This is a genomic window from Sulfitobacter sp. W027 (assembly GCF_025143985.1).
In the GTDB taxonomy this organism is placed as follows: Bacteria; Pseudomonadota; Alphaproteobacteria; order Rhodobacterales; family Rhodobacteraceae; genus Sulfitobacter.
In genome coordinates this window covers 3,169,854-3,192,087 of the sequence record NZ_CP083564.1, presented here as the reverse complement: position 1 = coordinate 3,192,087, position 22,234 = coordinate 3,169,854, and the positions used below count along the sequence as shown (strand labels likewise).

Here is a 22,234-nt window from a genome sequence, read left to right as displayed (position 1 = left end):
GGGGAGGAGGGATCAGCCGCGCCCGTGCGGCGCTTCGAAATCCAGCACGGGGTTGATCGGGATGATCCGATGCGGGTTAATCGTGTCGTGGCTGTAGTGATAGTGTCGCACGATATGGTCGAAGTTCACCGTCTCGGCCACGCCCGGCACCTGATAGAGTTCGCGCGTATAGGCCCAGAGGTTCGGGTAATCGACGATCCGCTTGCGGTTACATTTGAAGTGCAGATGATAGACCTTGTCGAAGCGTACCAGTGTGGTGAAGAGCCGCCAGTCGGCCTCGGTCATCTTATCGCCCGCAAGGTAGCGGTTCTGTGACAGGATGTCTTCGATCCAATCCAGCGTGTCGAAGAGCGGATGCACGGCGGCGTCATAGGCCTCCTGCGTGGTGGCGAAACCGGCTTTGTAGACGCCGTTGTTCAGCGTGTCATAGACGCGGGCGTTCACCTCTTCGATGCGGTCGTGCAGCTGCGCCGGGCAATAGTCATCGTTGTTGCCGGTGATCGCGCTGAAGGCGCTGTTGAACATGCGGATGATCTCGGCGCTCTCGTTGTTGACGATAGTCCCGCGCTCTTTGTCCCAGAGGATCGGCACGGTGACGCGGCCCGAGAAATTGGGATCGGCACGGGTATATATGTCGCGGGCATAGGGCAGGCCAAAGAGGGTGTCGCCGGTGGCACCGGGGAAATCCGTGTCAAAGGTCCAGCCTTCGCCCAACATGTCGGGATGCACGACCGAGACGTCGATATGATCCTTTAGCCCCTTCAACTGGCGGAAGATCAGCGCGCGATGTGCCCATGGGCAGGCATAGCTGACATAGAGGTGATAGCGCCCCGATTCTGCCTTGAACCCGCCCTCCCCGCTGGGACCGGCGCTGCCATCGGCGGTCACCCAGTTGCGAAACTGCGCTTCGCTGCGTTCAAATTTGCCGCCTGAGGATTTGGTGTCATACCATTTGTCTTGCCATTTTCCGTCAACCAAAAGGCCCATCTTGTTCTCCTTTGCGCATTTGAGGGTATATCTAGGGCCACACGCGCGGACTGCACATCTTCATGGGCGCGCAGCCGCCCTGCGCTGGCGCAGGCTGCCGAAACGTCATCAAATCTTAACTTGAATTTCCTACGTTTTAGCCCAGCTTAGAAGGCATTAGCGGGGGATGATCATGGAAGAATTTCTGACCAAGGAAATACAAGCGGGTCTTGATGCCGCGCGCATGGAAAGCCTACGCAAAGGGTCTCGCCTGCGGCTTGAGGTGGGCGGTGATGTCTACCGCGTGCTGCGCATGTGGAAGACCGGTTTTTCCGTCGATGCCGAAGACGCGCCCAAGCTGCGCGGGCTGGTCGACCTATATGATGGCAGCCTGCACCTGTTCCAATGTCTGATCGTGGCGAGCGAGGAAGACGCAGGCGAAATGCAGTATGAGTTCAAGCGCGCGACTGCCGTGGCGGACCGTCCGGCGCTTGATTTCGAACGTGCCGCAGATGCGCCGCTGGGTCTGATCGAAGACAGCCGGGCCTGAAGCAGCAGCACGGCGGGTTAGCCCCGCCGCGCCGTCTTTCAATTATTGCAGATCGCTGAAGGCTTTGGCGAGCCTTTCGCAGGCTTCCTCGACCCGCGCGCGCGGCGTGGCGAGGTTGAAACGCATGAAGCTTTCGCCGCCGGTGCCGAATGTCGCGCCATGGTTGGCGGCGATGCGGGCGGATTTTTCCACCCGCTCGGTAAACTCCGCCCGATCCATGCCAGTGCCAGAAAAATCCACCCAAGCGAGATAGGTCGCCTCCAATGGCATAGAGCGCAGTCCCGGAATTGCGTTTACTGCTTCGTCAAAGCGCCTCCGGTTGCCGTCAAGATAATCCATCAGTTCGTCCACCCATGCCGCGCCTTCCGGTGAATAAGCGGCGGTGGCCATAAGCAGACCAAACGAATTGGGCGAGCTGCCCATTGCGGCCATGCGGGCGGCGAACTGCTGTCGCATCTTGGGATCTGCAATAATCACATTTCCGACGTGACTGCCGGCCATATTGAAGGTCTTGGTCGTGGCGGTCATCATTACCAGACGGTCAGCGATCCCGTCGATCTGGGCCATGGGGATGTGCGTTTGCCCCGGCATCACCAGATCGTGGTGAATTTCATCCGAGACCAGCACCAGATCATGCCGCTTGGCGAAATCGGCCACGCCTTGCAGTTCCTCGCAGCTCCAGACTCGGCCGCCGGGGTTATGCGGCGAGCAGAGGATCACCATCTTCTCATCCCCGGTCATCAGGGCATCATAGGCGTCGAAATCCATCTCGTAGCGGCCCGAGGCATTGGTCAGCGGGCATTCCACCACGCGGCGTTCGGCGGCATTAATCACGCGGGCAAAGGCGTGATAGACCGGAGTGAAAAGCACGACGCCATCGCCGGGCTGGGTAAAGGCATCGACGCACATCGCGGTGCCGTTCACTAGTCCATGCGTGGTAAAAATCGCATCGGCATCGACCTTCCAGCCGTGGCGGTTCTCCATCCACCACTGGATCGCGGCGAGGTATTCGCTGTCATCGCCGAAATACCCGTGTACGCCGTGGTTAATCTGAGCCTGCAGCGCATCTTGTACCACCTGCGGCGGGCGGAAATCCATGTCAGCCACCCACATCGCGATGCCGCTGTCCGCGGGCACGCCATAGACTGCTTCCATCTTATCCCATTTCGCGCAATGCGTCCCGCGCCGCTCGATGATCTCGTCAAAATTCACGTTGGTCACTTCGCTCTCGTCAAAACTCATGCTGATCACTCCTGATGTTGAAGCCAAGCTAACGGCTGCCGCAGGCGCTGCAAGCCCCCGGTTGCGCGATGCACGGGCATGGCCTAAATGAGCGGGATGAAACGCCCGATCCTTTTGCACCCCGATCCACGGCTCAAGAAAGCCGCAGCCTCCGTCGCCGATCTCAGCGACGAGCTGCGCGTGCTGGGCGATGATATGTTGACCACCATGTATGACGCGCCGGGCATTGGCCTTGCGGCGCCGCAGATCGGCGTGCTGAGCCGGGTGATCGTGCTTGATTGCGTCAAGGAAGAGGGCGAAGCACCGCGCCCGCTGTTGATGTTCAACCCGGAGATTGTGGCCTCTTCAGATACGCTCAATACTTATGAAGAAGGCTGCCTCAGCATTCCTGAGCAATACGCCGATGTGACCCGCCCGGCTGAGGTCGAGGTGCGCTGGCTCGACCGCGACGGGAAAGAGCAGCAGGAGTCTTTCGACGGGCTTTGGGCGACCTGCGTGCAGCATGAGATCGACCACCTCGACGGGAAGCTGTTCATCGACTACCTCAAGCCGCTGAAGCGCCAGATGATCACCCGCAAGATGGTGAAACTGAAGCGCGAGTTGGCACGCGGATGAGTATGCTGGAGGTTCTCCGCTGGCCCGACCCGCGTCTGGCCGAGACCTGCGCGCCGATCGAAGAGATCACGCCGGAGATCGAGCGTCTCGCCGCCGATATGCTTGAGACGATGTATGCCGCACCGGGACGAGGCCTTGCCGGGCCGCAGGTGGGCGCAATGCTGCGGATTTTCGTGATGGATGCGGGCTGGAAAGAGGATGAATCCGACCCGCTGGTCTGCATCAACCCGATGTTTCAAGAGATCGGCGAAGAGCGTGTGACCAATACAGAAGGCTGCCTCAGCATCCCCGGCATCAGTACCGATATCTCGCGCCCGTCGCAGGTGCAGATGGTTTGGATCGGGCTGAACGGTGGCCGCTATGTGCAGAGTTTCGACGGCGCCGCCGCGCTGATCGCGCAGCATGAGATGGACCACCTCGACGGTGTGGTGACATTCGATCACCTTGACGCGGAAACCCGCGCCGCCAAGATTGCGGAGTTCAATGCACAATGACCCTACGCCGCTACGTTGCATGGCCCGACAAACGCCTGCGCAGCCCTGCCGCCCCGATTGAGGCGGTGACGGATGAAATCCGCATCCTCTGGGATGACATGATCGAGACGATGGACGCCATGCCCGGCGTCGGCCTTGCCGCGCCGCAGATCGGGGTGATGTTACAGGTTGCGGTGGTAGATGCCTCCGAGGCGCGTAACAAGCGCATCCGGCTGGCGAACCCGGTGATTATCGATGCCTCTGCCGTGCTGCATCCTTATGAGGAGGCCAGTCCGAACCTGCCCGGTTTCAGCGCCGTAATCCGCCGCCCCCGCGGCGTGAAGGTGCGCTTTTTGGATGAGACGGGCTCGGAGGTTGAGCGTGATTTCGTCGGGCTTGAGGCGGTGAGCGTGCAGCACCAGATCGACCATCTGGCGGGCAAGATGTATTTCGACAACCTCAGCAAAACCAAGCGTGACATGCTGTTGCGCAAGGCACGCAAACAGAACGGCTGACGGCTCCCCCAAGGCGCTGTCCGGCAGGAGTGAACAGATGCGACTGATCTTCATGGGCACGCCCGAATTCTCGGTGCCGGTACTGGATGCGCTGATACAGGCTGGGCATGACGTCTGCGCGGTCTATTGCCAGCCGCCACGCCCCGCCGGGCGCGGCAAGAAACCCCGCCCCAGCCCGGTGCAGCAACGTGCCGAAGAGATTGGCCTCTTGGTGCGGCACCCGGCATCGCTCAAACACCCCGAGCCGCAAGAAGAATTCGCCGAGCTTGAGGCCGAGGCTGCGGTGGTCGTGGCCTATGGTCTTATCCTTCCGCAGATCATTCTGGACGCGCCGAAGCATGGCTGCCTGAACATCCACGCGAGCCTGCTGCCGCGCTGGCGCGGGGCCGCGCCCATTCACCGGGCGATCATGGCGGGGGACGAAAAGACCGGCGTTTGTATCATGCAGATGGAAGCGGGGTTGGACACCGGGCCGGTGCTGCTCTGCGAAGAGACCGAGATCGGTGCGGCGGAGACCACAGCGGAACTGCACGACCGTCTGAGCGCCATGGGCGCGGTGGCGATCAACAAGGCGCTGTCGCAACTGTTGCAGCTTACCCCACAGCCCCAGCCCGAAGAAGGCGTCACCTATGCGGCCAAGATCGACAAGGCCGAGGCCAAGATCGACTGGACCCGCCCGGCGGTTGAGGTGGATCGTATGATCCGTGGCCTTTCACCCTTTCCCGGGGCGTGGTTCGAGATTGACGGTCAACGGGTCAAAGTGCTGGGATCGGTGCTGGACGAAGGCACAGGTGCTGCGGGTGAGGTCTTGTCGGATGATCTGCGCATTGCCTGCGGCGACGGTGCCGTGCGACTTACGCGCTTGCAGCGCGCGGGCAAGGGCGCGCAGGACGCAGAGGTGTTTCAGCGCGGTGCGCAAATCGCGGTGGGGCGGCGCTTGGGCGAAGGCTGAGGCGTCAGCTTTTCGGCGGGGTGCTTTTGTAGACTGGCAAGTGCCAGCCGAAATACAGCGATCCGGCCCGAAGCACCCAAGTCGTCACGGCACAGGCCAGCAGTGGGTAGAGCCTCCCATCGAAATAGGGTGACAGCAGCACCGCCACCGCAGCGCCAGACAGGGCGGCCGTGGCGTAGAGCTCGCCTTGGGTCAGCACCAATGGCAATTGGCCGACGACCACATCGCGCATTAGCCCGCCCATGCAGCCGGTGATCATGCCCATGACGATGATGATCGCGGCGGATTGCTCTTGGGCCATCGCCACACCCACGCCCGCCGCGACAGCGACGGCAAGCGCTAGACTGTCGAGCCAAATGAGCGTGCGAAATCGGCTTTCCAGCAAATGCGCGGTAAAAAACACCACCAACGCGGCCACTATGGCCACGCCTAACATGCTGGGGGTCTCAATCCAGAAGATCGGGTTACGGTCAAGCAGCAGGTCACGGATCGTGCCGCCACCGACGGCGGTCAGGCAGGCGATAAAGGCAAAGCCCACGATATCAAGCTGCGCACGGCTGGCGACCAGCGCGCCGGTGATGGCGAATACCAGCACGGCGGCATAGTCGAGCAGGGCCAGAAGGCTCACTTCTTGCCGCCCGGTTTGAAGGGGGCCATGCCAGCGCGGGCCAATTCATCGGCGCGTTCGTTTTCGGGGTGGCCGGCGTGACCCTTGACCCATTTCCAAGTCACATTGTGCCGCGCGTTCGCCGCGTCCAGCCGTTGCCAAAGCTCGGCGTTTTTGACGGGTTTCTTGGCGGCATTTTTCCAGCCGTTCTTTTTCCAGCCAAAGATCCAGCCAGTGATGCCGTTTTTCACGTAGTTGCTGTCGGTCACGATGGTGATCTCGGTCGCCCGGCTGAGCGATTCCAGCGCCGAGATTGCGGCCATCAGTTCCATGCGGTTGTTGGTGGTCTGGCCTTCGCCGCCCTTCAACTCGCGCTCTTTGACGATCTTGTCACCGTCCATCGCGCGCATCAACACGCCCCAGCCGCCGGGGCCGGGATTGCCTGAGCAGGCTCCGTCTGTGTAGGCATAGAGGTCTGGCATATCGGCTCCCGTCGCGGTTTCAACGCGGTGTAGGCGGCTGGCGCGCGGCGGTCAATCAGGCGGGTTGGCGCAAGACGCGGGGCACCTTGAACTCAACGTTTTCCTGCGCGGTTTCGACCAGTTCAGTGGTCACGTCATAGCGGGCTTTGAAGGCGTCGATCACTTCATTGATCAGCACTTCGGGGGCCGATGCGCCTGCGGTGATGCCGATGCTGCCGATCCCCTCAAGCGCGCGCCAATCGATGTCGTCCGCTCGTTGCACCAGTTGCGCATAGGCGCAGCCCGCGCGGGCGCCGACTTCGACCAGACGTTTGGAGTTCGACGAATTCGGCGCGCCGACCACCAGCATCGCGTCGCATTTGGGGGCCATGGCTTTGACCGCTTCCTGACGGTTGGTCGTGGCGTAGCAGATGTCTTCTTTATGCGGGCCGATGATGGCGGGGAAGCGTGCCTGTAGGGCCGCGACGATATCGGCGGTGTCATCGACGCTGAGCGTGGTCTGGGTGACATAGGCCAGACGGGTCTCATCGCGCACGGCGACCCCGGCCACATCGTTGGGGGTTTCAACAAGCAACACATCGCCGTCGGGCAGTTGGCCCATGGTGCCGACCGTCTCAGGGTGGCCCGCGTGGCCGATCATGATGATCTGGAGCCCGGCCTCTGCGTGACGCTGTGCCTCAATATGCACCTTGCTGACCAGCGGGCAGGTGGCATCCACGTAGATCATGTTGCGCGCCTGTGCGGCGGAGGGCACGGATTTCGGCACGCCGTGGGCGGAGAAGATCACCGGGCGGTCGTCGGGGCATTCCGACAGTTCCTCGACAAAGACCGCGCCCTTGTCGCGCAGCCCGTCGACGACGAACTTGTTGTGCACAATCTCATGGCGCACATAGACCGGCGCGCCCCATTTTTCGAGCGCCATCTCGACGATCTTGATCGCCCGGTCAACGCCCGCACAGAACCCGCGCGGCGCGGCAAGATAGAGGGTGAGAGGCGGTTTGGTCATAGCGAAGTCTCCGGACGGTTGGCGCAGAGGTAAGGGCTTGGGCCCGCTTCGTCCAGCCCGTCAGTCTTTCTTGGGCGCAGCCTCGCCCGCTGAGCCGTGGACCAATGCGGCGGCTTGGGCCCGGTTGCGAATGCCCAGCTTGCGGTAGCCAGACTTTGCGTAATCCGAGACCGTGTGAATGGAGAGGTTGCACTGATGCGCGGTCTGCTGGCGGCTGTAGCCATGGGCCAGCAGGTTCACCACTTCGGCTTCGCGCGGGCTGAGTTTGGCAAAGATTTCCGGCGCTTCGGGCAGGGGCAGTGGGGCGGTGCCGGTGAGGTCTTCGATGCGACGGTGCATCAGCAGACAGAAAAGGCGAAGCTCTTCGGCGATGTCGCGGAATGCCTTCTCAAATTCACCCGCTTCCATTGCGTTGCCGATAATAAAACCGCCAAAGCGTTCTGACCCTTTCAGTCGCATCGGCACCGCAAAGGCCGCATGTAACCCTTTGCGTCCAGCGCGGGCGATCAGCGAATGCTCAGACGGGGTCACATCGGGGTAGAGGTGCACGAAAGCCTGACCGATGGTCAGCACCTCATAGCTGTTGCACGAGTGGTGGAGAAAGGGATCATCCTCTGGCGGGAGGTCTTCGTATAGATTGGGAATAGTGCACAGCAGCTGTGCATCTTTAAAGTCCGCACCGACGCTGATGTGAATGGCCTGGGTGAAACCGATCTGTCGTAGTGCCTCTACGATCCCGTCCCAAAGCGCCCCTACATCCTGCAGTTTTTCCAACCGTACCGCGACATCGAAGAGCATCATTCCTCACTTTAACCCCCCTTTTTCGGGGGGTCGTCTACTTCTACGGGAACAGGTAGTATGGGATCAAGGGGAACGCATGGGTTCATGTGCTGTATTGTATCTTCCCTGGGGTATTTTAGAAATTTCACAGGCCAGTGACACTCTTGTCGCTGGTCTGTTATTCGTTTGCTTGCCGACCTAAGGGCAGGCACAGATAACCCACTGCCGCAGGTGGCGGCATGGTTTCGGGCGGGAATAAGGCGGTTTGCGCTTAGTCTTGCGAGGTCGAGATGGGGTCGCGCGGTGGGCGGCCAATGACATCACGCAGATCATCAAGCTCAATAAAGTTGTCGGCTTGGCGGCGCAGGTCATCAGAAATCATTGGCGGTTGGCTGCGAATCGTCGACACAACAGAGACGCGCACGCCCTGACGTTGCAGGCTTTCCACCAGCGGGCGGAAATCGCCGTCGCCGGAAAAGATCACGATATGGTCGACGCGCGGCGCCAGTTCCATCGCATCCACGGCCAGTTCGATGTCCATGTCGCCTTTGACCTTACGGCGGCCCATGCTGTCTGTGTATTCTTTGGCGGGTTTGGTGACCATGGAAAAGCCGTTGTAGTTCAGCCAATCAACAAGCGGGCGGATCGGCGAATATTCATCGTTTTCCAAGAGCGCGGTATAGTAGAAGGCGCGCAGCAACTTGCCGCGCCGCATGAACTCTTGCCGCAGCAGTTTGTAGTCGATGTCGAAGCCTAGCGTCTTTGCCGCGGCGTAGAGGTTGGAGCCATCTATAAAAAGCGCCAACCGCTCATCTTTGTAGAACATTAATCTATCCTTTCGGCAGGCTTCGCCGTATTCCCGGTTTGAGTTGTAATCGTCGCGGATTAATAAATCCGTGACGTCTGGCGATGCCCCCACATCAGGGTGCATAACTAAGGCTTTTTAACGATGTCGCAAGCCCCCGCGGGTGTGGAATTAAGCAGTAGAGAGCCTATACGAAAGTATAGTCTTCTGATTGCGCTCGGCGGGAACCTTGCGTCTTCTGTGGGTAATCCCCAGGAAACGCTAAAATCGGCTTTGAAGCTGTTGCAAATCTCGGGCGCGGTGATTCGCGCCACGAGCCCATTCTATCACACTCCGGCTTTTCCCGCAGGGGCGGGGCCTGATTATGTGAATGCGGCAGCGCGGGTTGAAGCGGCATGGGATCCCGAAAAGGCGCTTGGCGTCTTGCACCGGATAGAGGCGCAGTTCGGACGGGAACGGGTGCAGCGGTGGGGGCAGCGCACCTTGGATCTCGACCTGTTGGCTTGCGATGATATCGTGTTGCCAGACCGTAACACCCACAAGATGTGGCGCGAATTGCCTCTAGAGGCGCAGATTGGCCGCACGCCCGCGCAGTTGATCCTGCCACATCCACGTCTTCAGGACCGTGCCTTTGTTCTGGTGCCGCTGGCCGATGTCGCCCCCGATTGGGTGCATCCGCTGCTTGGAAAGCCGGTGCGCGCCTTGCTTGAGGCCCTGCCTGAGCGGGATCGTGCCAGCGTGCGCCGCCTGTAATAACGGCTTGTAAATCTGCCCGAAGCGGCCTAAATACCGCACTTCTGGCAGCAAATGAGATATTGGAGGCTTCATGGCCCGCGTCACCGTCGAAGATTGTGTGGATAAGGTTCCGAACCGTTTCGAACTCGTTATGCTGGCCGCGCATCGCGCCCGCGAGATCTCTGCCGGATCGCCGCTCACTGTTGACCGCGACAACGACAAGAACCCTGTCGTGTCCCTGCGCGAAATCGCCGAAGAAACCCAGTCGGCCGATGACCTGCGTGAACGTCTGATCGAGAGCAACCAAAGCCAGATCGAAGTCGATGAGCCCGAAGAAGACGCCATGGCGCTTTTGATGGGTGCCGAGCAGGACAAGCCCGAAGAAGACAGCATGTCCGAAGAAATGCTGCTGCGCCAGTTGATGGCCGCACAGGGGCAGGGGTAACCCCCGCGCCCCGGCCGGGGCTATGAGGCAGATGGCATGAACAGCGCCGACATTACTGCCGACGATCTGATCGCCCTTGTTCAGGGCTACAATCCCCGCACCAACGAGGCATTGATCCGCGCCGCCTTTGATTATGGCGCGCGGATGCATGAGGGGCAGTTTCGCCATTCGGGCGAAGCGTACTTTACACATCCCGTTGCTGTCGCTGCGATTCTTACGGAACAGCAGCTTGATGATGCGACGATCATCACCGCCCTTTTGCATGACACGATCGAAGACACCAAAGCGTCCTACGCCGAGGTGCAGAGGCTCTTTGGCGGTGAAGTCGCCGAATTGGTCGATGGTGTCACCAAGCTGACCAACCTTCAGCTCAACTCGACCGAGACCAAACAGGCCGAGAACTTTCGCAAGCTGTTCATGGCGATGTCGAAGGACTTGCGGGTCATCCTCGTCAAATTGGCTGACCGTCTGCATAACATGCGGACCATCAAATCCATGCGGCCCGACAAACAGGTCAAAAAGGCGCGGGAGACGATGGACATCTACGCGCCGCTTGCAGGCCGTATGGGCATGCAGTGGATGCGCGAAGAGTTGGAAGACCTCGCCTTTCGCGTGCTTAACCCCGATGCCCGCGCGTCGATCATCCGGCGTTTCATCACCCTGCAACGCGACACCGGCGATGTGATCCAGCGGATTACCGGCGATATGCGCGTGGAGTTGGAAAAGGCGGATATTGAGGCCGAGGTCTTTGGCCGGGCCAAGAAGCCCTATTCGATATGGCGCAAGATGGAGGAGAAGGAGCAGAGCTTCTCTCGCCTGTCCGATATCTACGGCTTCCGTGTGATCACTGCCTCCGAGGAAGATTGCTACCGCACGCTTGGCGCGATCCACCGGCGCTGGCGCGCGGTGCCGGGGCGTTTTAAGGATTACATCAGCCAGCCCAAGACCAACGGCTATCGCTCGATCCATACCACTGTGTCAGGGCGCGACGGCAAGCGGGTTGAGGTGCAAATCCGCACGCGGCAGATGAATGACGTGGCCGAGACCGGCGTGGCCGCGCATTGGTCCTACCGCGACGGTGTGCGCAGCCGAAACCCCTTTGCCGTTGATCCCGCCAAGTGGATCAGCCAGTTGACCGAGCAGTTCGACGCCGAGACCGACCATGAGGATTTCCTCGAAGCGGTGAAGCTTGAGATGTACGCCGACCAAGTCTTCTGCTTCACGCCCAAGGGCGATGTGGTGAAGCTGCCGCGCGGCGCAACGCCGATTGATTTCGCCTATGCCATCCATACGCGGATCGGCAATGCCTGCGTGGGGGCCAAGGTCGATGGGATGCGCGTGCCGCTCTGGACGCGGATCAAGAATGGCCAGTCGATTGAGATCACCACCGCGCAGGGCCAGACACCGCAGGCCACTTGGCTCGACATCGCCACCACCGGCAAAGCCAAATCGGCGATCCGGCGCTCCCTGCGTGAGGTCGACCGCGAACGCTTTATCAAGCTGGGGCGCGAATTGGCGCGCTCAGCTTTCGCTCAGGTGGGCAAGAAGGTCACCGATAAGGTGCTGCACACTGTCGCTAAGAACATGCGGCTCAATGGCCCCGACGAGGTGCTTGCCCGGCTTGGCAGTTCCGAGCTGACGGGCCGCGAAGTGGTCGAATCCGTCTATCCCGACCTCGCCCCGCAAAAGGGCGAGCAGATCGACGTACGCCGCGCCGTGGTCGGGCTGGAGCCGGGCCAGAGCTTTGACCGCGCCCCCTGCTGCACGCCGCTGCCAGGTGAGCGGATCGTCGGCATCACCTTCCGCGGCAAGGGCGTGACCGTCCATTCGATCGACTGTGATCGCCTGTCGGAATACGAGGATCAGCCCGAGCGTTGGCTTGACCTGCGTTGGCATGATGGCAGCCACCCGGCGGACTATACCTGCGCGCTGGACATCACCATTGGCAACGGCGCGGGCGTTTTGGGGCGGGTCTGTACCTTGATCGGCGAAGCCTCAGCCAATATCTCGGATTTGGAATTTGTGGAGCGTAAGCCTGACTTTTACCGGCTGGTGGTCTATGTGGATCTCAGAGATGTAACGCACCTGCATTCGCTGATGTCCACGCTCGAAGCCGAGAGTGAGGTCGCCGATGTCAGCAGGCACCGCAATATGAGCACGGGAAAGACCGTCGAAAAGACCGCCTGACCCGCGCAGACGAAACGCCGATATTGGACCTGAGACTTGATTTTCAAACGCCGCGATCCGAAACCGACCCTGCGCGCGCTGGCCGAGTTTCTGTGGCCGCGCGGCGGTTGGACGCGGGCGTTCCACTACGTCAAGCACCGTATGCGGCGGCTACCTGACAGCCCCGAGCGCATCGCGCGCGGCATCTGGGCCGGGGTCTTTACCACCTTCACGCCCTTTTATGGGTTGCATTTCATCGTGGCCGCGCTGATCGGGCGGATGATGCGCGCAAACATCCTCGCGGCGCTGATGGCGACCTTCTTTGGCAACCCGCTAACCTATGTCCCCATCGGCATCGCGGCCTTGCAGACCGGCCATTGGATCCTCGGCGCGCCCGTGGCCCCGACAGAGCATCGATCTTTCGGAGGGAAGTTTCTGGATGCGGGCCGTGACCTTCAAGAGAATTTTGTCGCGATATTTACGGATGCCACGATGGATTGGTCCGGCCTGACCGTGTTCTTCCATCAGGTCTTCTACCCCTATCTGATCGGGGGCATCCTGCCGGGGATGATCTGTGCTTCTATCGCCTATTACATCTCGGTTCCGGTGCTGCGCGCCTATCAAAAGCGGCGGCGCGGGATGATTAAGGCAAAGTTCGAGGCGCTCAAGCAGAAGGCGGCGCAAAAGGCCGAGGCCAAGCGCCACGCGGACTGAGGCTTTCAGGGCATCAATTTTCCGGAAAAACCGCTTCCCCCTATGGGGTTGGCGAAATTTCCGACCTATGGTCGGGCAAGTGATGCAAGGGGAATCGAGATGGCGGATCAACCAAAGCTGAGATTGGGCGTGAACATTGACCATGTGGCGACCGTGCGCAACGCGCGGGGCGGCGCCTATCCCGACCCGCTGCGCGCGGCCAAGATCGCGGAAAAGGCTGGCGCCGATGGCATCACCGCGCATCTGCGCGAAGACCGGCGGCATATCTCTGACGCCGATATCGAAGGGTTGATGGAAGTGCTTTCCGTCCCGCTGAACTTTGAGATGGCCGCCACCGACGAGATGCAAAAGATTGCCCTGCGTCATAAGCCACACGCTGTTTGTATCGTGCCTGAAAAACGCGAAGAGCGCACCACCGAGGGCGGGCTGGAAGTCGCCCGCGAGGAGAACAAGCTGGCCCATTTCATCGCGCCCCTGCGCGAGGGGGGCAGCCGCGTGTCGATCTTCATCGCGGCTGAGCCTGCACAGATCGAAGCTGCCAACCGCATCGGCGCTGAGGTGATCGAACTGCACACCGGCGCCTATTGCGATGCCTTCGCCGAAGGCCGCTGGGACGAGGCGGATGTTGAGTTGAAGAAACTCCGCGAGATGTCGACCTTTGCGGCTTCTCTCGGTCTGGAGGTTCACGCGGGCCACGGGCTGACCTATGACACGGTGACCCCCATCGCCGCCTTCCCCGAGGTGCGCGAACTCAATATCGGGCATTTCCTGATCGGAGAGGCGATATTTCTTGGGCTGGAACCCGCAATCACCGAGATGCGCCGCCTGATGGATGAGGCCCGCGAAGGCTAAACGCGCCCTTTCTTCGGTGGCGGAAAGTCTCTCATTCGATGTCTTCTTTTGGACCCAAAACGGCTTTGGCCGCGTTGGGCCGCCAGACTGGTTAACAAACCTTGGAGGCACCAATGAGCGACCATATCGATACACTGAAGAAACTGCACACCCGCCTGATCGACAGCCGTGACGGCTATCGTGAATCCCGCAAGCAGGTCTCTGATGAGGCTGCTTTTGTCGGCTTCTTCGACCAGCGCATCGCTGAGCGTGAGAAGTTCCACACCGAGCTGCACCGCCAGTTGGGCGCTGATGGCGTCGACGTATCCGAAGAAGGCTCCGTTGCCGCATCAGCGCACCGGGGTTGGCTCAAGCTGCGTGACGCTGTCACAGGGGACGACGAAGCCGTCTATGACGAAATCATCAACGGCGAATCCGCCTTGGTCGAAAACTACGACGATGCGATCAAAGCCACCGCTGGCCGCCCCGGTTATGAGTTCCTGACCGAGCAGCGTGCCTCGGTTCAGCGCGCCATTGACGAAGCGAAAGCCGAAAAAGCGCGCCACGCCGTCGCCTAATCTAGGCAGAGCTTGATTAAATCGAACGCCGTCCCGTCTTACGGGGCGGCGTTTTCTTGTGGCATTGCTGCTTTTCCTCGGCAACGGTGCATGATCTATTGGCGGCAAAGGGCGCATCGGCCCCGTCACGCGATAAGAATGGCACCCAATGATCCTCGGCATCGGTACTGATCTGGCAAATATCGACCGTATCCAAGGCACGCTCGACCGCTTTGGCGACCGTTTCCGCAATCGCGTTTTCACGGAAGTCGAACAGGGCAAGGCCGAGCGCCGCCGCGATGTCGCGGGGACCTACGCCAAACGCTGGGCCGCGAAGGAGGCCTGTTCCAAGGCGCTCGGGACCGGGCTGCGCATGGGCATCGCTTGGCGCGACATGGCGGTCAGCAATCTGCGCACCGGCCAACCCGTGATGGAAGTGACCGGCTGGGCCGCCGACCGTCTGGCCGCGATGACCCCGCCGGGGCATGAGGCGATCATCCATGTCACCCTGACCGATGACCACCCCTGGGCACAGGCCTTTGTGGTGATCGAAGCGCGCCCCCTTGCCGATTAAGACCGCTCAGACTGGCGCGCCCCGCCGTTTCGCGTCATATGCACGCGGGGCAGGCCGATCCGGCCCTGCTTCCCTTGACTTGGCCCGCACGGCCCCGCATGTAACCCCAAACCGTTATGTCAGGAGCGCCGCATGGCCGCTAAGGAAAAAACCGGCAACGCCTTTGTCGAAACCATCAAGACAATCTTCTGGGCGCTGCTGATCGCGGGTGTCTTTCGGACCCTCTTCTTCCAGCCCTTCTGGATCCCCTCCGGCTCCATGAAAGAGACGCTGCTGATCGGCGATTTCCTTTTCGTGAACAAGATGGCCTATGGCTATTCCTACGCGTCATGCCCCAGTCTGATGCTCCCCGGTGTCGGGATTGAAATCGACGCCAAGGATGTCTGCGGTGTGTTCGACGGCGATAATGAGCGTCTCTTCGGGTCCGAGCCTGAGCGCGGCGATGTGGTGGTCTTCCGTCATCCCGTGTCGGGCCGTGACTACATCAAGCGTCTAATTGGCTTGCCGGGTGATAAAGTGCAGATCCAAAACGGGATTATCAGCCTGAACGGCACCCCAGTCAAAGTCGAGGATGCAGGCACCTTTGAAGAGGTTATGGCCCCCCAAGGTCCGCAGCAGCTGCGCCCGCGCTGCGAAAACGGCCCCGTTGGTCAAGGGGGCACCTGTATCAAAAGCCGCCAGATTGAGACGCTGCCAAATGGCGTGTCGCATCCGATCTTGAACATCACCAACCAGCAGTCGGACAACACGGGCGTCTATACCGTGCCTGAGGGGCATTACTTCTTCATGGGCGACAACCGCGACAACTCTGCCGACAGCCGTTTGGCGCAGCGTGCGGGTGGCGTGGGTTTCGTGCCCTTCGAGAACCTCATTGGTCGCGCGGATCGCATTATGTTCAGCTCTGCCGGGCGTTCGATGCTGTTCTTCTGGACATGGCGCAGCGACCGTTTCTTCGAAGCTGTCAGATGAAGCTAAGCGGAGACCTCAAAGCCTTCGAGGCGCGGATCGGCCATCACTTTGGCAAGCCGGAACTGCTGGTTCGCGCGGTGACCCATGCCTCAATGTCCTCGGCCAATCGCGATGACAACCAACGGTTGGAGTTTTTAGGCGACCGGGTGCTGGGCCTTGTCATGGCGGAGGCGCTGCTGGCGCTTGATCCCGGCGCGACAGAGGGCCAGTTGGCCCCGCGTTTCAATGCGCTGGTGCGCAAGGAAACCTGCGCCGATGTCGCGCGTGAGATTGATCTGGGCAAGGTGCTAAAGCTCGGTCGGTCAGAGATGATCTCCGGCGGGCGGCGCAAGCAGGCGCTTTTGGGCGACGCTATCGAGGCGGTGATTGCCGCCGTTTATCTGGATGGCGGGTTTGACGCGGCCAAAGACCTCGTGTTGCGGATGTGGGGCAACCGGCTGAAAACCGTCAAGGAAGATGCGCGTGATGCCAAGACTGCGCTGCAGGAATGGGCACAGGCGCGCGGGCTGACCCCGCCGCGCTATGTCCAGACCGACCGCAGCGGCCCCGACCATGCGCCGGTGTTTACCATTACCGCGCGGCTGGACAACGGCGCCGAAGCCGCCGCCACCGCGCCCTCAAAACGCGCCGCCGAACAGGCCGCCGCCAGCACATTGCTGCGGCAATTGGAGAAGAACTCATGACCACCCGTGCCGGATTCGTCGCCCTGATCGGAGAGCCCAACGCGGGCAAATCCACGCTGCTGAACCGCATGGTGGGGGCCAAGGTCTCGATCGTGACGCATAAGGTCCAGACCACCCGCGCCCGCATTCGTGGCGTCGCGATGGAGGGGCAGACGCAGCTGGTTTTCGTCGACACCCCCGGCCTGTTCCAACCGCGCCGCCGTCTGGACCGTGCTATGGTCGCCGCCGCCTGGGGCGGGGCCGCGGATGCCGATGTCATCGTGCTGCTAATCGAAGCGCACCGCGGGATGACCGAGGGCGTTGAGCGTATCCTTGAGGAACTCGGCAACATCGCCAAGGGCCGCCGCGTGGCGCTGGCGATTAACAAAATCGACCGCGTTGAGGCCCCCGTCCTTCTGGGGTTGGCCGAGAAGATGAACGCGCGTTTCGACTTTAACGAGACCTTCATGATCTCCGCCGAGCGCGGTCACGGCATCGACACGCTGCGCGAATGGTTGGCGGGTGAGGTGCCGGAAGGCCCGTGGCTGTATCCCGAGGATCAAATCGCCGACCTACCGATGCGCAACATCGCGGCCGAGATCACCCGCGAGAAGCTGACCCTGCGCCTGCATCAGGAACTGCCCTATCAGCTCACCGTCGAGACCGAGAACTGGGAAGAGCGCAAGGACGGCTCCGCCCGGATCGACCAATTGGTCTATGTGATCCGCGACGGCCACAAGGGCATCGTGCTGGGCAATAAGGGCGAAACGATCAAGGCCGTGGGCAAAGCGGCGCGGGAAGAGCTTGAAGAATTTCTGGGCCGCAAGGTGCATCTGTTCTTGCAGGTCAAGGTTCGCGCCAACTGGCTGGAAGAGGCCGAGCGTTATTCCGAGATGGGCTTGGATTTCAAAGATGGCAACGACTGAGCGTAAAGGCCAGCCATGCCCCGCCTGACCGCGCGTTTCTGGGTCGACGCCTATCTCACCCGGCTGCGGTTGCAGGATATCCCCGCTTTCGTTGTGGCGCACGGTGACGACACGGGCGGCGCGGTGCTGGTCAAGCTGGCCACGCTGGATGGCCGCGCGGTGCTGTTCCAGCGCTCCTTTGATCTGATGACCGGGGACCGCAAGTGGATTGAGCTGGCCGCGGGCGACGAGGCCGAGGTCGATGCCACCGTCACCCGCCAGCGCAGTTTTGACCCGGACCTCTGGGTGATCGAAGTTGAGGACCGTCAGGGTCGTCACCTGCTGGACGAGCCGGGGCTAAGCTGATGGAATGGCGCGATCAAGGCATATTGCTGAGCGCGCGGCGACATGGCGAGACTTCCGCGATCATCGAGGTCTTCACCCCCGAACAAGGCCGCCACGCCGGTGTCGTCCGCGGCGGGACCAGCCGCAAGATCGCGCCCAGCCTGCAACCCGGCGCGCAGCTTGACGTTGCATGGCGCGCGCGGTTGGAGGACCATATCGGGGCCTTCACGGTCGAGCCGCTGCGCAGCCGTGCCGCAGTGGCCATGCAGGACCGTCTGGCGCTGGCGGGGTTGAACGCGGTGACCGCGCTTTTGTCCTTCTGCCTGCCGGAGCGTGAGCCGCATCCCGCGCTCTACCGCCGCACCGAAGCGCTGCTGGATCTTCTGGGGCAGGGGGAGGTCTGGCCGCTGGCCTATCTGAAATGGGAACTGCGTCTGTTGGAAGAGATGGGCTATGCGCTAGATCTTGAAATCTGCGCGGTAACTGGGGTGAGCGAAGACTTGATCTATGTCTCGCCCAAGTCGGGCCGCGCCGTCTCCGCCAAAGGCGCGGGGGAGTGGGCGGATCGTTTGCTGCCATTGCCGACAGTCCTGCGCGGCGGCACGGGGAGCGATGCTGAGATTGCGCAGGGGCTTGTCACGACGGGCCATTTCCTGACCGCGCATCTGGCGCGCGATCTGGGGGGCAAACCCCTACCGGAAGCCCGCGCGCGCTTTATCGATGCCTTTAGTCGACGGCTTTGAAGATCAGTCGTTCGCCGCTCTCATCCGACAGAGTCAGCGTGTCGCCCAATACATCCGAGATGGTCACCTCTCCTAAAGCATTCAGAAACGCCGTCTCTGCTGCGAGGTCCGGGCAGGCGCGGCGCGTGGCGGCGATATGACCCGCGTCGAACCACGGGTAGGGCACCGTCATCGCGGCGCTATAGGCGTTGCAGGGGGCTTCTCCGGCGATCTTGCCGGTCTCTGGGAAGGTCAACGTGGCGCGGGCGTCGAAGGGGGTGCCGTCCAGTTCCACCAAGGTCCATGTCTTGGCGCCCGCCCCGTAGGCGCGGACGGTCTCATCGCCCTGACATTGCGGCAGGGCGCTGAGGGCGGCGAGGATCAAGAAGCTGCGCATGGGCTGTCCTTTGGGTGGAAACGCCGCCTATGTCTCTGACAGAAGCGGCGCTTGCAACCCCGGAGCGTCAGCCCAGAAGACGGCGCGCGATAACCTGCGCTTGGATTTCCGCCGCTCCTTCAAAGATGTTCAGGATACGCGCGTCACAAAGCACCCGGCTGATCTTGTATTCCAGCGCGAATCCGTTGCCGCCGTGGATCTGCAAGCCGTTGTCAGCAGCGGCCCAAGCGACCCGCGCGCCGAGCAGTTTCGCCATGCCAGCCTCGACATCGCAACGACGGCCAGCGTCCTTTTCAAACGCGCTGTAATAGGTCAACTGCCGCGCAATCATCAGTTCCACCGCCATCATCGCCAGCTTGCCCGACACGCGGGGGAAGTTGATCAGCGCCTTACCGAACTGCTTGCGGTCTTGGGCATATTGCATCGAGATATCGAGCGCCGATTGCGCCACGCCAATGGCGCGGGCGGCGGTCTGGATGCGGGCGGACTCGAACGTCTCCATCAGTTGTTTGAAGCCGCGGCCCTCTTCGCCGCCAAGAAGGTTCTCGCCCTTCACCTCGAACCCGTCAAAGCCCAGTTCGTATTCCTTCATCCCGCGGTAGCCCAGCACCTCGATCTCTCCGCCGGTCATGCCAGGGGTGGGGAAGGGGTTGGCATCATCGCCGGGTGTCTTCTCGGCCAAGAACATCGACAGGCCACGGTGGTCTACCGTTTCAGGGTCAGTGCGCGCCAGCAGGGTCATCACATGGGTCCGCGCCGCATGGGTGATCCATGTCTTATTGCCGGTGACCTTGTAGTTGTCCCCGTCCTTCACCGCGCGGGTGCGCAGGCTGCCGAGGTCCGAGCCGGTATTCGGCTCAGTGAAGACTGCCGTGGGCAGCGTTTCCGCGCTGGCGATGCGGGGCAGCCATTTTTCTTTCTGCTCAGTCGTACCGCCGCAGAGGATCAGTTCCGCCGCGATTTCCGACCGGGTGCCGAGGGAGCCGACGCCGATATAGCCGCGAGAGAGTTCCTCACTGACCACGCACATCGACGCTTTGGTCAGGCCCAGCCCGCCGTATTCTTCGGGGATGGTCAGGCCAAAGACGCCCATCTCGGCCAGTTCTTCGATCACCTCAATGGGGATCAATTCGTCCTTCAGATGCCAGTCATGGGCATAGGGTTCGACCTTCTCAACCGCGTAGCGGCGGAATTGGTCGCGGATCATCTCAAGCTCTTCATCAAGGCCGCTGACGCCGAAGGTCACATCGGCGCTGCGTTCCTGCATGAGTTCAACCAAGCGGCTGCGCGCGGCCTGCGTGTTGCCGCTGCGGGTCAGAGTGGTGAGCGCCGGATCGTCAAGCGTGGCCTCGTCCTCAGCACTCAGCCCTAGATCTTGCAGGCGCAGCATTTCGCCTTGGTTCATCTGGATGCCGCCACGGATCTGGGCCAGATATTCGCCAAAGGCGATCTGATGCAGCAATTGCTCGACCTCACCAAAGCGCCCGTCACCTTGTAGGCGCTCGGCCCAAAGCTGCATCTGGCGTAGCGCCTGCACATAGGTGGCGAGCCACGCAAGCCCGTGCGCGGCAGTCTGGTTGGCCTCGATCAGCTTGGCCGAAACACGATCCCCCTCGCTCACCTGCGCGCGAACGGCTGCCGTGGCTTTCTCGAGCAGCCGGTCCAGCGGCGGCAGCGCTGCGCCGGTGAGCCCGATCAGATCGTCGAGAATTACGCTATGCATCGTCATATCCTGACCGTCATGTGCCATGAGCTGTCCTTTCTGCTTGGGAGAGACATAGACCTTTCGCAGCTGCAGCACAACAAAGATACGTTTCGTCGCAGCATTTTGTTCTAATATTGCGCGTTGATTTTTGACGTGCGGCCGCCAAGTGGGGTGCTATGTAGTGGTATGGACAGTATTTTCCCCTTTCTCACCCCGCTTGAATTCTATGCTGCACTTGCAATCGGCCTCTGCGGCGGGTTCGTGAAGGGCGTGGTCGGCTTCGCCCTGCCACTGGTGCTGATTTCGGGGCTCACGACCTTCATGGCGCCGGAATTGGCCTTGGCGGGGCTGATTCTCCCGACGGTTCTGGCCAATGCATTCCAAGCGCTGAGGCAGGGGCCGCAGGCGGCGCTGCGGTCGATCAGACTGTTCTGGGTGTTTCTGGTTTGTGGTGGTGTGATGCTGGTGCTCTCCGCGCAGATGGTGCGGTTGGTGCCCGCGACGGTGATGTTGCTGATGATCGGCGTGCCGGTGGTGCTCTTTGCACTGCTGCAGCTCTCCACACATGAATTCCATCTCCCGCAGCGATCCGCGAAGGTAGAGGCGCTGGTGGGCAGTTTTGCCGGGGCCGTCGGGGGGATTTCAGGCATTTGGGGGCCGCCCACGGTGGCCTATCTCACCGCGCTCGGGACCGAGAAGCATGACCAGATGCGGATCCAAGGGGTAATCTACGGGCTGGGCGCTGTGGCGCTTCTGGCGGCGCATATCGGCTCGGGAGTGCTGAATGCGCAGACATGGCCCTTCTCGGCGCTGTTGATTCTGCCGGTGATGCTGGGCGTTTGGCTGGGCAGCAAAGTGATGGACCGGGTCGATCCGGTGCTGTTTCGCAAGATGACTTTGGTGGTCTTGATGGTGGCGGGATTGAACCTGATCCGTCGGGCGTTGTTTTAACGACCCTTGAGATTGCCGCCCCGGCCCGGAATCAAGCCGCAGGCGCCGGGCCCTTACGTGCCCGCCCAGACGGGTGGGCGATTTGGTGAGGTTGGGGGGAAACTCCGCGGACGCACGTCATGGTTGAGCCACTAAGTGGTATCGAAAAGCTGTAGGATCGCCGACCCAAGGGCAGGCGATGGCCCTCGGGGTTTGATCGCGACGCATCGATTGCGGCAAGGCTCTAACGTCGTCGGTTTTTGTGTGGGGTGTGGCGGCGCTCTCATCTCTTCTACGAAGCGACTGCCGCGCGTCATACCTTACTTTGTAAGGTGTTTGGTGGAGCCTAGCGGGATCGAACCGCTGACTCAGAGTAGCCGCGCAGCGGATGCGCGTCAGTCAGCCCCACAACCGGGCAAATCATATCAAAAATCGGAAAGGAGGATGATGGTGGAGCCTAGCGGGATCGAACCGCTGACCTCCTGCATGCCATGCAGGCGCTCTCCCAGCTGAGCTAAGGCCCCATCGTGGATCGTGTGATCCGGGTCGTTCTGCGCCGCTAATTAGGCGCTGGCGGTGGCGGG

General features: G+C 61.3%; 27 protein-coding genes and 1 tRNA gene. 18 read left to right on the top strand and 10 right to left on the bottom strand.

What is annotated here, in order from left to right; translation table 11 throughout:
- Positions 1-12 precede the first annotated feature (12 nt).
- Positions 13-987, bottom strand: a complete 975-nt coding sequence (locus K3759_RS15725) for a glutathione S-transferase family protein (RefSeq protein ID WP_259983202.1) — start codon at positions 985-987, stop codon at positions 13-15.
- Between the two features lie 172 nt (positions 988-1,159).
- Between K3759_RS15725 and K3759_RS15720 the strand changes: the two genes are divergently transcribed.
- Positions 1,160-1,516: a hypothetical protein gene (locus K3759_RS15720; RefSeq protein WP_259983201.1), complete on the top strand. Its 357-nt coding sequence runs from the start codon at positions 1,160-1,162 to the stop codon at positions 1,514-1,516.
- A gap of 42 nt (positions 1,517-1,558) precedes the next feature.
- Here the strand turns inward: K3759_RS15720 and K3759_RS15715 are convergent, their stop codons facing one another.
- Positions 1,559-2,758, bottom strand: coding sequence for a MalY/PatB family protein (locus K3759_RS15715; protein WP_259983199.1), 1,200 nt, complete (start codon positions 2,756-2,758; stop codon positions 1,559-1,561).
- A 96-nt stretch (positions 2,759-2,854) separates the two neighbouring features.
- Between K3759_RS15715 and def (K3759_RS15710) the strand changes: the two genes are divergently transcribed.
- Genes def (K3759_RS15710) through fmt form a run of 4 tightly spaced genes read left to right on the top strand, consistent with a single transcriptional unit; the run spans position 2,855 to position 5,313 of the window.
- Positions 2,855-3,373: a peptide deformylase gene (gene def, locus K3759_RS15710; protein ID WP_259983197.1), complete on the top strand. Its 519-nt coding sequence runs from the start codon at positions 2,855-2,857 to the stop codon at positions 3,371-3,373.
- Positions 3,370-3,867 (top strand): peptide deformylase, encoded by a 498-nt coding sequence (gene def, locus K3759_RS15705; protein WP_259983194.1) that lies wholly within the window; start codon positions 3,370-3,372, stop codon positions 3,865-3,867. The genes def (K3759_RS15710) and def (K3759_RS15705) overlap by 4 nt, the downstream gene beginning before the upstream one ends.
- A complete protein-coding gene (gene def / locus K3759_RS15700) occupies positions 3,864-4,361 on the top strand; it encodes a peptide deformylase (protein ID WP_259983192.1) in 498 nt (165 codons plus the stop codon). The genes def (K3759_RS15705) and def (K3759_RS15700) overlap by 4 nt, the downstream gene beginning before the upstream one ends.
- Before the next feature lie 37 nt (positions 4,362-4,398).
- Positions 4,399-5,313, top strand: a complete 915-nt coding sequence (gene fmt, locus K3759_RS15695) for a methionyl-tRNA formyltransferase (protein WP_259983191.1) — start codon at positions 4,399-4,401, stop codon at positions 5,311-5,313.
- A gap of 4 nt (positions 5,314-5,317) precedes the next feature.
- Here fmt and K3759_RS15690 read toward each other — a convergent pair whose 3' ends face one another.
- From K3759_RS15690 to K3759_RS15670, 5 genes are all read right to left on the bottom strand, one after another.
- A complete protein-coding gene (locus tag K3759_RS15690) occupies positions 5,318-5,941 on the bottom strand; it encodes a trimeric intracellular cation channel family protein (RefSeq protein ID WP_259983190.1) in 624 nt (207 codons plus the stop codon).
- On the bottom strand, positions 5,938-6,402 hold the full coding sequence (rnhA, locus tag K3759_RS15685) for a ribonuclease HI (protein ID WP_093927393.1): 465 nt from the start codon (positions 6,400-6,402) through the stop codon (positions 5,938-5,940). Before rnhA ends, K3759_RS15690 begins: the two co-directional genes overlap by 4 nt.
- Positions 6,403-6,457: 55 nt before the next feature.
- On the bottom strand, positions 6,458-7,408 hold the full coding sequence (gene ispH / locus K3759_RS15680; RefSeq protein ID WP_259983187.1) for a 4-hydroxy-3-methylbut-2-enyl diphosphate reductase: 951 nt from the start codon (positions 7,406-7,408) through the stop codon (positions 6,458-6,460).
- 60 nt (positions 7,409-7,468) lie between these two features.
- Positions 7,469-8,209, bottom strand: coding sequence for a LuxR family transcriptional regulator (locus K3759_RS15675; protein WP_259983186.1), 741 nt, complete (start codon positions 8,207-8,209; stop codon positions 7,469-7,471).
- A 250-nt stretch (positions 8,210-8,459) separates the two neighbouring features.
- Entirely contained in the window at positions 8,460-9,014 is a 555-nt protein-coding gene (locus K3759_RS15670) for an NYN domain-containing protein (RefSeq protein WP_067627693.1), read from the bottom strand.
- A gap of 219 nt (positions 9,015-9,233) precedes the next feature.
- Between K3759_RS15670 and folK the strand changes: the two genes are divergently transcribed.
- From folK to recO, 12 genes are all read left to right on the top strand, one after another.
- The gene (gene folK, locus K3759_RS15665; RefSeq protein ID WP_259983184.1) at positions 9,234-9,746 is read left to right on the top strand and encodes a 2-amino-4-hydroxy-6-hydroxymethyldihydropteridine diphosphokinase; all 513 of its coding nucleotides are present in this window, start codon (positions 9,234-9,236) and stop codon (positions 9,744-9,746) included.
- A gap of 73 nt (positions 9,747-9,819) precedes the next feature.
- Entirely contained in the window at positions 9,820-10,173 is a 354-nt protein-coding gene (rpoZ, locus tag K3759_RS15660) for a DNA-directed RNA polymerase subunit omega (protein ID WP_259983182.1), read from the top strand.
- Between the two features lie 36 nt (positions 10,174-10,209).
- Positions 10,210-12,360 (top strand): bifunctional (p)ppGpp synthetase/guanosine-3',5'-bis(diphosphate) 3'-pyrophosphohydrolase, encoded by a 2,151-nt coding sequence (locus K3759_RS15655; protein WP_259983180.1) that lies wholly within the window; start codon positions 10,210-10,212, stop codon positions 12,358-12,360.
- 36 nt (positions 12,361-12,396) lie between these two features.
- On the top strand, positions 12,397-13,053 hold the full coding sequence (locus K3759_RS15650) for a DUF2062 domain-containing protein (RefSeq protein WP_259983179.1): 657 nt from the start codon (positions 12,397-12,399) through the stop codon (positions 13,051-13,053).
- A gap of 99 nt (positions 13,054-13,152) precedes the next feature.
- Entirely contained in the window at positions 13,153-13,905 is a 753-nt protein-coding gene (locus tag K3759_RS15645; RefSeq protein WP_259983177.1) for a pyridoxine 5'-phosphate synthase, read from the top strand.
- Positions 13,906-14,018: 113 nt separating this feature from the next.
- Positions 14,019-14,462: a PA2169 family four-helix-bundle protein gene (locus K3759_RS15640; protein ID WP_259983175.1), complete on the top strand. Its 444-nt coding sequence runs from the start codon at positions 14,019-14,021 to the stop codon at positions 14,460-14,462.
- A gap of 148 nt (positions 14,463-14,610) precedes the next feature.
- Positions 14,611-15,015 (top strand): holo-ACP synthase, encoded by a 405-nt coding sequence (gene acpS, locus K3759_RS15635; protein WP_259983173.1) that lies wholly within the window; start codon positions 14,611-14,613, stop codon positions 15,013-15,015.
- 132 nt (positions 15,016-15,147) lie between these two features.
- Positions 15,148-15,984 (top strand): signal peptidase I, encoded by an 837-nt coding sequence (gene lepB, locus K3759_RS15630; protein WP_259983170.1) that lies wholly within the window; start codon positions 15,148-15,150, stop codon positions 15,982-15,984.
- The gene (gene rnc, locus K3759_RS15625; RefSeq protein WP_259983169.1) at positions 15,981-16,667 is read left to right on the top strand and encodes a ribonuclease III; all 687 of its coding nucleotides are present in this window, start codon (positions 15,981-15,983) and stop codon (positions 16,665-16,667) included. Before lepB ends, rnc begins: the two co-directional genes overlap by 4 nt.
- Complete coding sequence (gene era, locus K3759_RS15620; protein WP_259983168.1) at positions 16,664-17,572, top strand: GTPase Era; 909 nt, start codon at positions 16,664-16,666, stop codon at positions 17,570-17,572. Before rnc ends, era begins: the two co-directional genes overlap by 4 nt.
- A gap of 15 nt (positions 17,573-17,587) precedes the next feature.
- Entirely contained in the window at positions 17,588-17,917 is a 330-nt protein-coding gene (locus K3759_RS15615; RefSeq protein ID WP_259983167.1) for a DUF1491 family protein, read from the top strand.
- Positions 17,917-18,639, top strand: a complete 723-nt coding sequence (gene recO, locus K3759_RS15610; protein ID WP_259983165.1) for a DNA repair protein RecO — start codon at positions 17,917-17,919, stop codon at positions 18,637-18,639. Before K3759_RS15615 ends, recO begins: the two co-directional genes overlap by 1 nt.
- On the opposite strand, the gene K3759_RS15605 is transcribed toward recO, so the two are convergent.
- Both K3759_RS15605 and K3759_RS15600 read right to left on the bottom strand, forming a co-directional pair.
- Positions 18,623-19,015 carry an META domain-containing protein gene (locus K3759_RS15605; RefSeq protein WP_259983163.1) on the bottom strand — a complete coding sequence of 131 codons (393 nt, stop codon included), beginning with the start codon at positions 19,013-19,015 and terminating at the stop codon, positions 18,623-18,625. The genes recO and K3759_RS15605 overlap by 17 nt on opposite strands.
- A 67-nt stretch (positions 19,016-19,082) precedes the next feature.
- The gene (locus K3759_RS15600) at positions 19,083-20,765 is read right to left on the bottom strand and encodes an acyl-CoA dehydrogenase family protein (RefSeq protein WP_259983161.1); all 1,683 of its coding nucleotides are present in this window, start codon (positions 20,763-20,765) and stop codon (positions 19,083-19,085) included.
- A 141-nt stretch (positions 20,766-20,906) separates the two neighbouring features.
- Here K3759_RS15600 and K3759_RS15595 point away from each other — a divergent pair, with 141 nt between their 5' ends.
- Positions 20,907-21,671, top strand: coding sequence for a sulfite exporter TauE/SafE family protein (locus tag K3759_RS15595; RefSeq protein WP_259983160.1), 765 nt, complete (start codon positions 20,907-20,909; stop codon positions 21,669-21,671).
- Between the two features lie 427 nt (positions 21,672-22,098).
- Here K3759_RS15595 and K3759_RS15590 read toward each other — a convergent pair.
- Positions 22,099-22,174: transfer RNA gene (locus K3759_RS15590), tRNA-Ala, on the bottom strand.
- Between the last annotated feature and the right edge of the window lie 60 nt (positions 22,175-22,234).